The sequence below is a fragment of the Frankia sp. R43 genome, assembly GCF_001306465.1.
Lineage (GTDB): Bacteria > Actinomycetota > Actinomycetes > Frankiales > Frankiaceae > Parafrankia > Parafrankia irregularis.
Genome location: NZ_LFCW01000003.1, coordinates 802,660 through 815,985, shown reverse-complemented (window position 1 = coordinate 815,985; position 13,326 = coordinate 802,660). Strand labels below are relative to the sequence as shown.

At 69.9% G+C, this 13,326-nt stretch carries 14 protein-coding genes; 9 read left to right on the top strand and 5 right to left on the bottom strand.

Annotation, left to right across the window (positions count from 1 at the left end; genetic code table 11):
• Nucleotides 1–127: 127 nt before the first annotated feature.
• Nucleotides 128–1,930 carry a multicopper oxidase family protein gene (locus ACG83_RS16940; RefSeq protein WP_083473326.1) on the top strand — a complete coding sequence of 601 codons (1,803 nt, stop codon included), beginning with the start codon at nucleotides 128–130 and terminating at the stop codon, nucleotides 1,928–1,930.
• Nucleotides 1,931–1,984: 54 nt separating this feature from the next.
• On the opposite strand, the gene ACG83_RS16935 is transcribed toward ACG83_RS16940, so the two are convergent.
• Nucleotides 1,985–2,677 carry a GntR family transcriptional regulator gene (locus tag ACG83_RS16935; protein WP_063793100.1) on the bottom strand — a complete coding sequence of 231 codons (693 nt, stop codon included), beginning with the start codon at nucleotides 2,675–2,677 and terminating at the stop codon, nucleotides 1,985–1,987.
• A gap of 153 nt (nucleotides 2,678–2,830) precedes the next feature.
• Here ACG83_RS16935 and ACG83_RS16930 point away from each other — a divergent pair, with 153 nt between their 5' ends.
• The 7 genes from ACG83_RS16930 (at nucleotide 2,831) to ACG83_RS16900 (ending at nucleotide 8,915) form a co-directional block, all read left to right on the top strand.
• Complete coding sequence (locus ACG83_RS16930) at nucleotides 2,831–3,922, top strand: urea carboxylase-associated family protein (RefSeq protein WP_083473299.1); 1,092 nt, start codon at nucleotides 2,831–2,833, stop codon at nucleotides 3,920–3,922.
• Nucleotides 3,915–4,604: a flavin reductase family protein gene (locus tag ACG83_RS16925; RefSeq protein WP_083473298.1), complete on the top strand. Its 690-nt coding sequence runs from the start codon at nucleotides 3,915–3,917 to the stop codon at nucleotides 4,602–4,604. Before ACG83_RS16930 ends, ACG83_RS16925 begins: the two co-directional genes overlap by 8 nt.
• A gap of 116 nt (nucleotides 4,605–4,720) precedes the next feature.
• On the top strand, nucleotides 4,721–5,956 hold the full coding sequence (locus ACG83_RS16920) for an ABC transporter substrate-binding protein (RefSeq protein WP_152991405.1): 1,236 nt from the start codon (nucleotides 4,721–4,723) through the stop codon (nucleotides 5,954–5,956).
• A 2-nt stretch (nucleotides 5,957–5,958) separates the two neighbouring features.
• Nucleotides 5,959–6,699, top strand: a complete 741-nt coding sequence (locus tag ACG83_RS16915) for an ABC transporter ATP-binding protein (protein ID WP_054567113.1) — start codon at nucleotides 5,959–5,961, stop codon at nucleotides 6,697–6,699.
• Nucleotides 6,696–7,586 (top strand): ABC transporter permease, encoded by an 891-nt coding sequence (locus ACG83_RS16910; RefSeq protein ID WP_235497950.1) that lies wholly within the window; start codon nucleotides 6,696–6,698, stop codon nucleotides 7,584–7,586. Before ACG83_RS16915 ends, ACG83_RS16910 begins: the two co-directional genes overlap by 4 nt.
• A gap of 213 nt (nucleotides 7,587–7,799) precedes the next feature.
• The gene (locus ACG83_RS16905; protein ID WP_054567111.1) at nucleotides 7,800–8,420 is read left to right on the top strand and encodes a GNAT family N-acetyltransferase; all 621 of its coding nucleotides are present in this window, start codon (nucleotides 7,800–7,802) and stop codon (nucleotides 8,418–8,420) included.
• A gap of 6 nt (nucleotides 8,421–8,426) precedes the next feature.
• A complete protein-coding gene (locus tag ACG83_RS16900; protein WP_054567110.1) occupies nucleotides 8,427–8,915 on the top strand; it encodes a hypothetical protein in 489 nt (162 codons plus the stop codon).
• Between the two features lie 100 nt (nucleotides 8,916–9,015).
• Here ACG83_RS16900 and ACG83_RS16895 read toward each other — a convergent pair whose 3' ends face one another.
• Together ACG83_RS16895 and ACG83_RS16890 are read right to left on the bottom strand one after the other, a co-directional pair.
• Nucleotides 9,016–10,245 (bottom strand): MFS transporter, encoded by a 1,230-nt coding sequence (locus ACG83_RS16895; RefSeq protein ID WP_054567109.1) that lies wholly within the window; start codon nucleotides 10,243–10,245, stop codon nucleotides 9,016–9,018.
• Nucleotides 10,246–10,465: 220 nt separating this feature from the next.
• Entirely contained in the window at nucleotides 10,466–11,812 is a 1,347-nt protein-coding gene (locus ACG83_RS16890) for an erythromycin esterase family protein (RefSeq protein ID WP_054567108.1), read from the bottom strand.
• Nucleotides 11,813–11,943: 131 nt separating this feature from the next.
• Here ACG83_RS16890 and ACG83_RS16885 point away from each other — a divergent pair, with 131 nt between their 5' ends.
• The gene (locus ACG83_RS16885) at nucleotides 11,944–12,429 is read left to right on the top strand and encodes a MarR family winged helix-turn-helix transcriptional regulator (RefSeq protein ID WP_054567107.1); all 486 of its coding nucleotides are present in this window, start codon (nucleotides 11,944–11,946) and stop codon (nucleotides 12,427–12,429) included.
• 115 nt (nucleotides 12,430–12,544) lie between these two features.
• Here the strand turns inward: ACG83_RS16885 and ACG83_RS16880 are convergent, their stop codons facing one another.
• Nucleotides 12,545–12,952: a type II toxin-antitoxin system VapC family toxin gene (locus ACG83_RS16880; RefSeq protein ID WP_054567106.1), complete on the bottom strand. Its 408-nt coding sequence runs from the start codon at nucleotides 12,950–12,952 to the stop codon at nucleotides 12,545–12,547.
• Nucleotides 12,949–13,194 (bottom strand): AbrB/MazE/SpoVT family DNA-binding domain-containing protein, encoded by a 246-nt coding sequence (locus ACG83_RS16875; RefSeq protein WP_054567105.1) that lies wholly within the window; start codon nucleotides 13,192–13,194, stop codon nucleotides 12,949–12,951. Before ACG83_RS16875 ends, ACG83_RS16880 begins: the two co-directional genes overlap by 4 nt.
• Nucleotides 13,195–13,326: the final 132 nt, after the last annotated feature.

Here is a 13,326-nt window from a genome sequence, read left to right as displayed (position 1 = left end):
AATCGGTCAACCGTGCAGAACCCCGGATGGTACTGTCCCCGCCGGAGGTATATGTGATCATATATTTGGCACACGATGACCTCACGCGGGCGGGACGTCCGGTCTGGCGGCGATCGGGAGTGTGCAGATGAGTCGGCAGCGGCCACGGGAAACCGATGACGGCCAGGAGCCCGACCCGCGGCCGATGAGTCGTCGCGGCGTCCTGCGGGCCGGTGCCGTCGCCGGCTGGGTGGGTGCCAGCGCGGGTGTCGGCTGGGCGCTGAACGCGGGGGCGGTCCGGTCGTGGGCCGCGCCGCCCTACCCGGACCTGGTGTTCCACTCCCCGCCGCTGACGCCCTATGTGGACGAGCTGGCGGTCCCGCCGGTGGTGACCGGCGACCTGACGCTGGCCGCGGCCGAGGGCACTCATCGCTTCCACCGGGATCTCGGCACGGCCCGCACCTGGGGCTACGGCGGGCAGCCCTACCTGGGCCCGACGATCGAGGTCCAGGCCGGGATCCCGACGAGGATCGTTCACCAGAACCGGCTCGGGCCGCACATCTACGCCGCGGACGTCGACACCGCCCTGGACGGTGCGAGCGACCTCGACCGCACGTCGCCGCGTACCGTTCTGCACCTGCACGGGGCTCCCAGCCCACCGGGATCCGACGGCCACCCGATGGCGACGTTCCTGCCGGGCCGTGACGTCGTCCACGACTTCCCGAACCGGCTCGAGGCCACCGCGCTGTGGTACCACGACCATGCCATGGGGATCACCAGGCTGAACGTGTGCGCGGGGCTCGCCGGCATGTGCCTGGTGCGCGACCGGTACGACACCGGCCGGCCGGGTAACCCGCTCGGCCTGCCCAGCGGCGAGTTCGAGGTCCCGCTGGTACTGCAGGACAAGATGTTCAACGCCGACGGAACGCTCGGTTTCCGCGTCTTCAAGCTGGTCGCCGCCGGTACCTGGGAAGGTGGCATGACCGGCGACACGGTGGTCGTCAACGGGGTGGTCAACCCGAACCTCACCGTCGCCCGTGGGCTGTACCGGTTCCGGCTCCTCAACGCCGCGAACCTGCGCACCTACCACCTGTTCTTCGCCGACCGGATGCCGTTCTGGGTGATCGGCAACGATGGCGGCCTGCTGAACGCGCCGGTGCGCACGACGGACCTGCACATCGCCGCGGGCGAGCGTTACGACCTGCTCGTCGACTTCTCGGCGTTACCCCCCGGGACGCAGTGTGAGTTGCGCAACGACGAGGCACCGCCGGCCCAGTCGACGGTCATCGGCGTCGACGTCCTGCCGCGGGTCATGCGGTTCACCGTCGGCGCGGCCCAGGGGGTGACCGGCGGACCGCCCGCGTCACTGCGCGGCGGCACCAGCCAGCCGGCCGTCCTGCCACCACTGCCGACGCCGCAGAAGGTGCGCACCGTCACGGTCAGCCAGCTGGTCGCCGTCCGCTGGCCACCGGCCAAGATGACGCTGAACAACCTGCGGTTCCACGACACCGACATCGACCGGCCCCGTCAGGGCTCGGTCGAGCAGTGGGACATCGTCAACACCACCGACGACGAACACCCGATTCACCTGCACCTCGTCCAGTTCCGAATCCTGCACCGGCAGGCGTTCGACGCGACCAGCTATGTGCTGCTCAACCCCCGCCCCGCGCTCGGTACCCGGTGGGCACCGCCCGTCGGTCCTTTCACCCTCGGCCGGCCGGTGCAGCGGCCAGCGGCGTGGGAAGCCGGATGGAAGGACACGGTCCGTGCCCCGAGCAAGATGGTGACCCGGGTCCTCGTGCGCTTTCCGACCGCGGACGAGCTGGGCTTCGACCCCGATTCGCCCTTCCTCAGCCCGGACGGCGAGACCCTGCAGGGATACGTCTGGCACTGCCACGTTCTCGACCACGAGGACGACTGCATGATGCTGCCCTTCCGCGTCGTCGGCTGATCTCGCGCGGCCGCCGGATCCGGTCGCCGGGCGGCCGGCGGGACGGCAGTAGCGTCAGTAGCGGCTGAGGATCACCGCGAGATCCTGCGGCCGGGTCTCGGGGCCGCGCACCAGCGCGCGCGACTCGACGGCGCTGACATGCCGCAGGACCAGCTGCTCCGCCCCGTCGGCGTCCCCGGACTCGAGCAGGTTGATCAGCTCCTCGTGCTCGGCGATGGACTGGTTCTGGTCGTGGGGGTGGCCGTAGACCGACAGGATCAGCGCGCAGCGCCACACCACCTCGGCCAGATAGCGCTCCATCAGGGAGTTGCCGCTGTACTCCCCGAGCCTGAGGTGGAACTCCGCGGCCAGCCGCCCGGAGACGCGGTGGTCCCCCAGGGCCATGGCCTCCCGCTCGGCGTTCACGTGCCGGCGCAGTTCGGCGGCGGCGTCGCGGCTCCATCCGGCTGCCGCGAGTCGCACCGCCTCCCGTTCCAGGCAGCGGCGTACCACGAAGACCTCCCTGGCCTCGGCAGCGCTGGGGCTTGCGACGGTCGCCGACTTGGCCTTGCCCGACTCGACCAGCCCGGCGGTGACGAGCCTGGCCAGGATGGCGCGGATGAGGGTCCGGCTCACGTCGTACTGCGCGGCCAGGACGTCCTCCGGCAGCTTGGTCCCGGGCAGGAGGGCGGCCTCGACGATGGCCGTGCGCAAGCTGATGAAGGCCGCTTCGGCACGCTGCGCCGGGCGAGCGGGCGATGCACTCATGGAGCGAGTCTAGCCGCCCAGTATACGGAAACGATCAGCCTGGTCGACGAGAAGACCTCGATACATCGACGAAACGGCATCGGTACGTATCCGAAAGATGGCCATGTTCGTATACCGAAATTGAAGCTTCCGTATACAGAACGAGGGGCCACCATGCCGTACGTAGTGCTCAGGCTGACCGACCAGCAGCTGGAGCTCGTCGACGCCTCGGTGGCGGCACGCGAAGCACCCACCAGGGCAGAGCTGGTGCGGCTGGCGCTGACCGAGTCGGCGCGGGGAATCCGGAGCCGGCCACATCCCCGGGTGACGGGCCGCCCGTGGCACTGGCAGCACGCGATCACGCCGCAGCCGAGCGCCGGGAGACGGACCGAGCTGGCGCGCTGGGAGATCGCACCCGGCACCGGCCGGGCGATCGAGGTACGGGCCGGGCAGATCCTGCGGATCGAGCAGATCGAGGGCGACCAGTGCGTGGACCTGAACGTCTTCAGCCTCCACGACTACCGCGAGTTCATGCACGTGGGCCGCACCCGCACGCTGCACGGCCTCAACCCCGGCCAGGGCGACTTCCTGTGGTCCGCACCGCCCCGGGAGCGGGCGATGATGTATCTGCTCACCGACACGGCGCATCTGAACGACACCCTGTTCCCCCGCTGCAGCGCCGCCATGTACGAGTCGACCCACGGCTTCGCCGCGCACACCAACTGCGCCGACATCCAGGCCGAGGCCCAGCGTGAGTACGGGCTCACCCCCGACGACGTACACGACTCGTTCAACCTGTTCATGGCCACCCGGGTGGTCGACGGCAGGCCCGAGATCCTGCGCCAGCAGACCGGGCCGGGCGACCATGTCGAGCTGCTCGCCCTGATGGACGTGCTCGCGATCCCCAACACCTGTGGCAACGACATCATGGGCACGAGCAACTACTCGTTGTCGCCGGTGCTCGCCATCCTCTCCAGCGCTGCCCGCGCGGACGTCGACGCCGTGCCCCCGCTGCGGGCGTACGACTCCCAGCGCACGCCCGCGCAGTTCCGCCAGCCGCACATCCGCGCCGAGCGCCGGCTGATCCGCGACCCGCACTACGTCCCGGACTTCCCGCGCACCCCGATCCGCCTGGTCGACGTACCCGTCGAGCTCAGCCCGACAGACGAGGCGGCCCTGGACGCCGTCGGACCCGGCGCGCGCGCGGACGCCGCGGCCGCCCTGCGCGACGTCCTGCTGTCGTGGTGGGTGGCCAGCCATGCGTGAACCCGCGGGCGCCCGGACGGACACGCACGCGGACGCGCCTGCGCTGCGCGTGGCGCTGGGAGAGCTGAGCCCGTACGAGCGGTACAAGCTCATGGCCGGCCTGATCGTGCCGCGCCCGATCGCGCTCGTGACCACGGTGGACGCCGACGGGAGGGTGAACGCGGCGCCGTTCAGCATGTTCGCCATGGCCGGGGAGGATCCACCCCTGGTGATGATCAGCCTGGACCGGCGGTCCGGCCTCCAGAAGGACACCGCGGCCAATATCGGCACGAACGGCGAGTTCGTCGTGCATCTGGTCGACGAGGCCATCGCGCAGCAGATGCACGACTGCGGCTTTCCGCATCCACCCGAGATCGACGAACTGCGCGAGGTCGGCCTCACCGCGGTGCCCTGCGCACAGGTCCGGCCGCCGCGGATCGCCGAGGCGCCGGTGGCGTTGGAGTGCACGCTGCACGAACGGATCGAGACCCCCACCCGGGAGATCTTCCTCGGCCTGATCTGGCAGCTGTGGGCGCGTGCGGGCCTGGTCGACCAGGAGCGCTGGCATGTGCGGCTCGCCGACTACCACCCGGTAGGGCGTTTCGGCGCCAGCTTCTACGTCACCACCCGGGACCGGTTCGCCCTGAACGCCGCCGATGCGGCCACTGCGCCCGCCCGGCACACCGAGATCGACTCACTGTGACGCCCGCCGTCCGCCCGGCCCCAGCCTCGCCTCCCCCGCATCCCTCACCTCTCCCACCCGCCGCGCTCCCCGCCGGCGCCGCTCCACATATCCGTCCTCGTGAAGGAGACAGCACGATGAACGCGAATCCCGGGCGCCGTCAGCGCCGGGCCGCACACCGCTACCTCCGCCGCGTCGCGGCCGCACTCTGCGCGGTGGCGCTGCCGGCGCTTGCCGCCTGCGCCGACAGCGGTGCCGGTGCCTCGCAGGCCGGTTCCACCGCGGGTCTCACCATCGGCTCCGTCGACCTTTCGAAGGTCTGCCCGGCCAAGGTCGTGATCCAGACCGACTGGAACCCCCAGGCCGAGCAGGGCGGGCTCTACCAGCTGCTCGGCCCGAACCCGGTCCTCGACGACGCCAGGAAGCAGGTGCGCGGCCCGCTCTACGCGAAGGGTGAGTGGACCGGTGTCGAGGTCGAGATCCGGTCCGGCGGTCCGGCGATCGGCAACCAGTCGGTGGCCGTCGAGATGTACACCGATCCCGACATCCTGCTCGGCTGGGTGAACACCGACGAGGCCGTGCAGAACTCCGCCGAACACCCCGTCACCCAGGTCTTCGCCACCTTCGACAAGGCCCCCTGGATGATCATGTGGGATCCCGGGACATACCCCGGCGTGTCCACGATCAAGGAGCTGGGCAAGGCCGGCGCGACCGTACGCTATTTCGACGGCGCCACCTGGATGGACTATCTCATCGGCAACAGCATCCTGCGCCGTGACCAGGTCGACGGGAGCTATGACGGCTCGCCGGCCACCTTCCTCGCCGCCGGCGGCAAGGCCGCGCAGCAGGGCTTCGCCACCGTCGAGCCGTACCTCTACCGGAACGAGCTGCCCCAGTGGCACAAGCCGGTCGCGTACCAGCTGATCAGCGACACCGGCTATCCGCTGTACGCGGTGGCACTGTCGGTCCGCAGCAGGGACGTGACCGCGCAGTCCGCCTGTCTGAGCGCCCTGATCCCGGTGGTGCAGCAGTCCACAGTCGACTACTTCGCCCACCCGGAACCGGCGAACAGACTGATCATCAAGGCCGTCGACGCCTTCGACAACGGCTGGGTGTACACCGCAGGGCAGGCCGCGGACTCCGCGAAGAGCCAGCTGACGACGGGAGTCGTCAGCAACGGCGGCAACGGCACCCTCGGCGACTTCGACGGGAACCGGGTACAGACCATCCTCGACATCACCACCCCGATCCTGACGAGGAACGGCACCGCACCGGCCGACAGGTTGAAGGCCACGGACCTGTTCACCAACAGGTTCCTCGACCCGGGCATCGGGCTCGGGACGACCGGCGCGGCCGACAGCCCCGAGGACTAGCGATGTCGGACCCCATGCTGGACTTCCGGGGCGTCGGCCTCACCTACCCGGACGGAACCACCGCTCTGCAGGAGATCGATCTGGCGGTGAGCCGCGGCGAGTTCGTCTCCGTGGTGGGCCCCTCCGGCTGCGGCAAGTCCTCACTTCTGCGCATCGCGGCCGGGCTCAGCACAGCCACCCGCGGCACGGTGACCATCGGCACGCACCGGCTCGGATATGTGTTCCAGGAAGCGACGCTGCTGCCGTGGCTGAGCGTGCTGGACAACGTCGCGCTCTTCCCCCGGCTTGCCAGGCTGCCGAAATCCTCTCGGCGGGAACTGGCCGCGGAGGCGCTCACCACAGTCGGACTGACCGACTTCGGGAAACATCTGCCACATCAGCTCTCCGGCGGCATGCGGATGCGGGTATCGCTCGCCCGCTCGCTGACCATGGAGCCGGATCTCTTCCTGTTCGACGAACCGTTCGGTGCGCTCGACGAACTGACCCGGGAGCGGCTCGGCGAGGAGATGCTGCGGCTGTTCGTCGACCGCCGGTTCGCCGGGGTGTTCGTCACCCACTCGGTCAGCGAGGCCGTCTATCTGGCAACCCGTGTGGTCGTCATCTCGGGCCTGCCGGGGCGCGTCGTCGACGTGGTCGACGTGCCGTTCGGGGACGTCCGCGACCCCAGGCTGCGGTTCTCGGGCGAGTTCGGGGCGCTCTCGGAACGGATCAGCCTCGCCCTGCGGAAGGGGTACACGCCGTGAACGCGATATCGGTCCGGGCCCAGTCGCAGGGCCACTCCCCGGCCCAGGGCCGGGGCCGGGGCCGGGGCCGGACCTGGCCCCGGTTCCGCACCCGGCCCGGATCCCCGCTCGGGCGACGGGCCTGGATGGCCGTCCCACCCGTGCTGGTCGCCGGGTTGATACTGGCCGTCTGGTATTCCGTCAGCTATCTCGCCCTCGATGCCTCCCGTCGTTTCCTGATGCCCCCACCGCACACCGTCGCCACGGTGGCGTTCGGGGACGCGAAGGTGCGCGCCGACATCGCGACCGCTCTGTGGCGGACGGCACAGGTGGCGTTCACCGGACTGGCGGCGGCTTTGGTCCTCGGCGTGCTGTGGGCGGTCGTGATGAACCACGCGGACTGGCTGGAGCGCTCCCTTTTCCCATACGCCGTGATGCTCCAGTGCATTCCGGTCCTGGCACTGGTGCCGCTGATCGGCTTCTGGTTCGGTTTCGACTTCTTCGCACGGGTCATCGTGTGCGTGCTGATCGCCCTGTTCCCCATCGTGTCGAACACGATGTTCGGCCTGCGTTCGGTGGAACAGGCGCAGCGTGAGCTGTTCGCCCTGCAGCGGGCTTCCCGCTGGGTCGTCCTCACCCGCCTCGAACTGCGTGCCGCCCTTCCCGCGATCTTCGCCGGAACGCGGATCTCGGCGGGCCTCGCGGTGGTCGGCGCGATCGTGGCGGACTTCTTCTTCCGGCAGGGCGATCCGGGAATCGGCGCCCTGATAAGCCGTTACCAGGCCCGTGCCCAGTCGCCGGAGCTCTTTGCCTCGGTTCTGGTGGCCTCGGCCCTGGGGGCGGCCGTCTTCGTCGGCTTCGGGTGGATGTCCCGACGCTGCGTGGGACGTTGGTACCACGGCGCCTGACGGGCGTGCGGCGGCGCTGTCGTCAGCCCCGGGGCAGGCGTGGCAGCCCGCACTCGAGACCGGCGGCGAGTGCCCCGGCGGCGCCCTCACCAGAGGCATTCATGGGCACCCACGATCACCGCCCCGCAACCAGTCGCGGCCAGAACCAGTCGAGGTATCGACTTCTGCGGTACTCCATACGGGGATGCCACCAAACCGGCTACTATGCCTGGTATGCGCGTCACGGCGTTGTCCGATCTCGATCCATCGCAGGTCAGCTCAGTGGAGCGGATTTATCTGGAGGCCTTCCCCGCGGGCGAACGGATGCCGTTCGAGGAGATAGTGCGGGATGTCAACGAGGGTGTTCGCATCGCTTACGTCGCGCTTGACGAGGGAACTGCACTGGGCTTTGCGTCGGCCTACGTGCTCAGGTCGGTTCGGATGTTCTATCTTGAATACCTCGCGATCGACGAGAGGTACCGCGGTGGCGGGTTCGGCGGCGAGCTCTGGTATCACATCTGCACCGATGCCCGGCATCATCGGGGGGTGACAGCGATTGTCCTCGAGGTCGAGGACCCCAACGAGCCGGACATCGACCCGGGAACGACCGCCGCACGCCGACGGCGTATCTGCTTCTACGAGAACAGAGGCGCCCGCAGGTTACCCACCGTCAACTTCCGGGTTCCACTTCTCCAGGGAGACGGCGAACAACCGATGCTCCTGATGTGGGCGCCGGCCACCCAGCCCGATCCGCCGACCGGCGACGAGCTGACCAATCTCGTTCGAGCACTGTACGAAGAGGGCTACGACCTCCCACCCGACCACCCACTTGTCATCGCGACAGCTGGAAAGTGACCTCGGATGGAAACCTCGAACATTGTCGCGGTCGTCGCACTGATGCTTTCCATCGGCGCGACGGCGCTGTCCGTCTCGGATGCCAGGCAAAATCGGACAGTCACCACCTACAACAGTACAACCGATCTGGCACTCCAAGTGGACAGAGTATTCATCGAGTACCCTCAGTGGCGACCCCATTTCTATGAGGACGAGCCGATCCCGACGGATTCGACACGCCAGGATCGCAATCAGATACTGGCGATCACCGAGTTCTGCCTCGACATCCTGGAATGCATCTGGGATCGGAAACCCGAGTACTCCAAGAAGGATCTCGAATCCTGGCGCGCGTGGATCCTGGACCTCTTCGACTCGTCGCCGGCCATGAGGAGCTACTTCGCCGAGAACAGCAGCTGGTACCCCACTCTCAAGGGCCTGCACGAGGAGGCACGGTCGGCGTGGTGGCTCGACGGCCCACCTCCGACGCCCGCACCGCCCCAGCCGCGAGCCAGCTGAGCACTCCGCGGACAGACGTCCGACGTCCCCCACGATCAGCGGCTTCCACTCCGACCCGCTCGCCTAAGCGCCCTCGGTAGCAGCCGAGCTTCGTGTCTCATCACGGCGTCGCGCCGCCGGCGCGACGTGCGATGACGCTGCTGTCGGCCGCCGGCAGGTGCAGTAGCCCGAACCCGAGGCCGGCGGCGAGTGCTACGGCGGCGCCGACGAGAAGCGGCGACCGCGCACCATGCGCGTCGAGCAGCACGCCGCCGATCGCCGCGCCCGCCGTGATCGCGACCTGGAACGCCGTGACCTGCAGAGACATCGCGGACTCGGCGCGTTCCGGCTCGACTCTGGTGACCCACAGCTGGGTGGCGACCGGCACCATGTTGAACGCGAACCCCCACAGCACGATCCCGATCACGAGCTGCACGGGAGCGTCCGCCATGGCGGTGATCACCAGGCTCACGCCCAGCAGGGCCGGTCCCCCGGCCGCCAGTGGGCGCAGCCTCGCGGCGAGCGCGCCGGCGATGATGTTCCCCGCCATGCCACCGAGGCCCCACGCGACGAGCAGCCAGGTCGTGTGGGCCGAGGTCACCCGTTCGATCGCGAGCCTGATGTAGGGGTAGGCGGCGAAGTTCCCGAACGCGACCAGGACGACGCACCCGATCCCCGCCATGAGCCGCCGGTTCCCGACAGCCTCGCGCAGCATCGGCAGGCCGGCGGACGGATGCGCAGGCACCGGCGGAAGCGTGCACGCCAGCCAGGTCGCGGCGGCGGCGCAGATGACGGTGGCGCCGGCGAACGCGGCCCGCCAGCCGACGTCGTTGCTGACAAGGGCGGCGAGCGGCACACCCAGCACCGTCGCGAGGCTCACGCCGAAGGCGAGCGCGGTCGACACGACGCTCGACCTGCCCGGGGCAACGGTCACGCCCGCGCCGAAGGCGAACGACCAGAAGCCGGCGAGCGCGATGCCGAGCAGGAGCCGGCCCAGCAGCAGGACGGCGAAGTTCGGGGCGGCCGACACGGTGATGTTGGCGACCGCGCCGGCGGCCAGCAGGGCGACGAGCACCGTGCGCCGGTCGGCCCGCGGGAGGACGAGCGCGATCGTGGGCGCGGTCACCGCACCGGCGATCGCGGTGACCGCGATCGCCAGGCCGGCGACCCCGTCGCTGACACCGACGTCCGCGGCCATCTTCGGCAGCACGCCGGCGGGCAGGAACTCACTGGTCACGAGCACGGTCGTCCCCGACGTGAGTGCGGCCACCGGTGTCCAGGCCGCCGCCGGTGTGACGGCCCCGCCGGTCGGCGAGGACGTCGGCGGGGACACGGCGATCTCGTTGCTCATGAGGCCAACCTGCACCACCGCCGGACGACAGGCGTGATCCCGTGACACTTCCGGAGATCCCGCCGTTCGCTACACGTCCGCGTGCGTGGCCACTTTCACCGGCGCGGACCCGCGGCGGCGACAGCCGTGACGACAGCCGTGACGAACTTGCGATGTGCCCGGGTGATCCGCGGAATCCCGTCGAAGTAGATCTTTCGGGTCTCCCACGCCAACGAGTGCCTCAGAGCGGCGTGGTCGCGGTGACCACCCCCTGGTGGACGAGCACGTCGAACCAGCCGCGCAGGCTGCCCCCGGACATGAAGTAGGACGGGTCGTTGGCGGGGTCGTAGCTGGGGCCGACCGCGCGGAGGACGGCGGGGCCCCGAAGCCAGCTCCGCACGGCCGGCGGGGCGGGCGATCGCAGGTCGAGCAGGTAGTCGGCCGCCGTGGCGGCCGGCGCGAACGCGGTGTCGGTGAACTGTGGGGCCGGCGGCGGGACGGCGTACCGCTGCAGCGGGTAGCCCGCGTTGACCTCCCCGTGGTCGAAGGTCATGGCGACCGACAGGTACCGGTCGCCGTAGCGGCGCCGCAGGATGCCGCCGGCGCTCGTCTGCGTCGAGGGCGGGAACGGCGGATAGGAGATGGTCAGCGGGTCGCCGCAGGCGCTGTGAACGTTCGAGGCCCAGTAGATCGAGCGTCCGCCGGTGTACCCGCGCCAGAAGGCGACGGTGTCGGCCATGTAGCGGTCCCGGACGGCCACGGCGGAGGTGGCGTGGTACTCGTGGAAGCCGACGATCGCCTCGGCGTGCCGCAGCGCGAGCCGTCGCCCGGGGTCGGCGGGAAGGCTGGCGACGAGGTCACGCGCCGCGCGGGCGTGGTCGATGTAGGGCTTCTTGTCCGGCTGGCCGCGGTACCAGGCGATGTGCGGGCCGATGGCGCCGGCCGGCCGGATCACGTCGTAGTGGGCGCTGAGGTCGGCGAGGCGGCGCCGCGCGCGGCGGGCCACGTGGTCGGTGACAGCGTCGTAGGCGAGGGCGCGGACCGAGACCACGTCGGCGCCGGCGAACCGCACCGGGTCGGTGGGATGGCGTTCGTTGTGCTCCCGCATCCAGACGAGCAGGTCGAGAATCTCCCGGCACTGCCACGGTGTGCCGGCATCGGCGAGCAGATCGCGCGGGTCGCCCCGGCCGTGACGGAGGAACTCGTCGATCTGGATGCCCTTGGTCCAGTCCTCCTCCAGCACCACCGACCGGAAGCCCGCCCGCTCGACCAGGAACCGCACCAGGCGGTGCTTGAGTCCGAGCTGTTCGTGCGCGCCGTGGGTGGATTCCCCGAGCCCGACGACCGCGACGTCACCGATCATCGTGCGCAGCGGCTCGAGGTCGACGGGCGCGGCGCCGGGCACGATGCTGGCGATGCCGTGCGCGTGACCGCTGATCCACCTGGAAACGGGATCAGGCACGGCGGTCGGCTCGGCCGCGACCGCCGGCCGGGCCCCACCCGCGACGCCGAGTCCCAGGGCGCCACCGCCCACCGCCCGGAGCAGGCTTCGGCGGGACGTGCCGTATGAGTTCGGTTCGGTCGGCACTGGCGTCTCAACGGACGGGTGGCGACGGGACGACGGCAGCACACGGTGAGGGCATGACGACTCCTCCATCGATAGACATACGTGAACCATATACGAGTGTCTATCATTATCAAGCTGCTAGTATTTCGCTGGTGTCCGAGGAGTGCGACGAACCGAACCAGAGCCAGGGAGGAGTCGCCTTCCTGCTCGCACAGCTCGGCGCGCACGCAGCCGCACGCTTCGCCGACCGCGTCGCCGAACTCGACCTGACACCGGCGCAGGCCGGGCTGCTGCGCATGATCGCGGTGTCACCCGGGCTCAGCCAGCAGACCTACGCGGCTCGGCTGGGCACCCCGCCCAGCCGCTTCGTCGTGCTCGTCGACACCCTGCAGGGGCGGAACCTGGTGGAACGGCGCCGCGGCAGCCCCGACCGGCGGTCCTACGCCCTGCATCTCACCGGCGACGGCGAACGCCTCATGGGTGAAATGGGTGCGGTGGGCATGGCGCACGAGGGCGACCTGTGCGCCGCGCTGACCGCCTCCGAGCGTTCGGCCCTGCGCGGCATGCTCGCCCGCATCGCCGAGCAGCAGGGCCTGACCCCGGGGGTTCATCCCGGCTACCGGCGCCCCGCCGGCTGACACCCGCCCGCCGTGTCACTGGACCCATGCACGTACAGCCCCTGCGGGCGGCCGGCGATGACGTCCAGGCAGCGGTGGCGGTCCTGACCGCAGAAACGCCGTCCGCGAATCCTGATCAGGAAGCGAGTCGGTCCACGGTGACTCCCATGGCTTCGTAGGTCGCGGTAGCTCGCTGGTCGAGACTCATCAGGGTCGCCTGGTGTTCGGCCGCGGTGAAGGCGATCAGGGCGTCGTAGGCCGGGCCGCCCAGGATCTGGCCGGCCGCCAGAACAGCCAGGAGTTCCTGGTAGCCCGTCTCCGACAGGGTGAGGAACGGATCAGTGAACCGCTCGGTGATGAACGTGTGCACGGTCGACGGCTGCGCCCGGTGCGGAGGCGGAAGGCGGGTCAGGACCGAGTAGGACTCGATCGCCGCATGTGCGATCAGGCGCGGATGGCTGGCCATGGCCTTGCGCGCGACGGCATGGTGCTCGTGCCAGCTGGCGAAGCAGGCCACGACCACGCTGGTGTCGACAGCCTTCATCGCCGGGTTCGCTCCAGCGTGGTGCGTACCAGATCAGCGGTCAGCACCGGCATGTCCGCCTCTGCGATGGCGACCACGCCGTCACCCTCGTCCACCAGCGTCATCGGTGTCGGCGCCGGAACGATCTCGAGCCGCCCGTCTCGCTCGGCGATCTCCAGCGGCTGACCCGCCGTGAGCCCGAGAGCATCACGCAGCGCCTTGGGGATGACGACACGCCCCGCAGCGTCGATGGCAGTGCGCATGCCAGAAATCTACCATCGACTGCCCTGAAAGGCTTTCTCCGCGGCCAGGGTCAAGACCGCGACCAGAGTCGACATCCACGATCACCCGCGCGGTGGCGCCGAAGACGACAGTCCGCCCATCAGCCGTCGCGG

Excerpts from the sequence above, each read along its gene's own strand:
- ACG83_RS16875 (WP_054567105.1), bottom strand. The coding sequence starts at position 13,194 with ATGCGCACTGCCATCGACGCTGCGGGGCGTGTCGTCATCCCCAAGGCG.
- ACG83_RS16915 (WP_054567113.1), top strand. The coding sequence starts at position 5,959 with ATGTCGGACCCCATGCTGGACTTCCGGGGCGTCGGCCTCACCTACCCG.
- ACG83_RS16920 (WP_152991405.1), top strand. The coding sequence starts at position 4,721 with ATGAACGCGAATCCCGGGCGCCGTCAGCGCCGGGCCGCACACCGCTAC.
- ACG83_RS16900 (WP_054567110.1), top strand. The coding sequence starts at position 8,427 with ATGGAAACCTCGAACATTGTCGCGGTCGTCGCACTGATGCTTTCCATC.
- ACG83_RS16895 (WP_054567109.1), bottom strand. The coding sequence starts at position 10,245 with ATGAGCAACGAGATCGCCGTGTCCCCGCCGACGTCCTCGCCGACCGGC.
- ACG83_RS16940 (WP_083473326.1), top strand. The coding sequence starts at position 128 with ATGAGTCGGCAGCGGCCACGGGAAACCGATGACGGCCAGGAGCCCGAC.
- ACG83_RS16905 (WP_054567111.1), top strand. The coding sequence starts at position 7,800 with ATGCGCGTCACGGCGTTGTCCGATCTCGATCCATCGCAGGTCAGCTCA.
- ACG83_RS16925 (WP_083473298.1), top strand. The coding sequence starts at position 3,915 with ATGCGTGAACCCGCGGGCGCCCGGACGGACACGCACGCGGACGCGCCT.
- ACG83_RS16930 (WP_083473299.1), top strand. The coding sequence starts at position 2,831 with ATGCCGTACGTAGTGCTCAGGCTGACCGACCAGCAGCTGGAGCTCGTC.
- ACG83_RS16880 (WP_054567106.1), bottom strand. The coding sequence starts at position 12,952 with ATGAAGGCTGTCGACACCAGCGTGGTCGTGGCCTGCTTCGCCAGCTGG.
- ACG83_RS16935 (WP_063793100.1), bottom strand. The coding sequence starts at position 2,677 with ATGAGTGCATCGCCCGCTCGCCCGGCGCAGCGTGCCGAAGCGGCCTTC.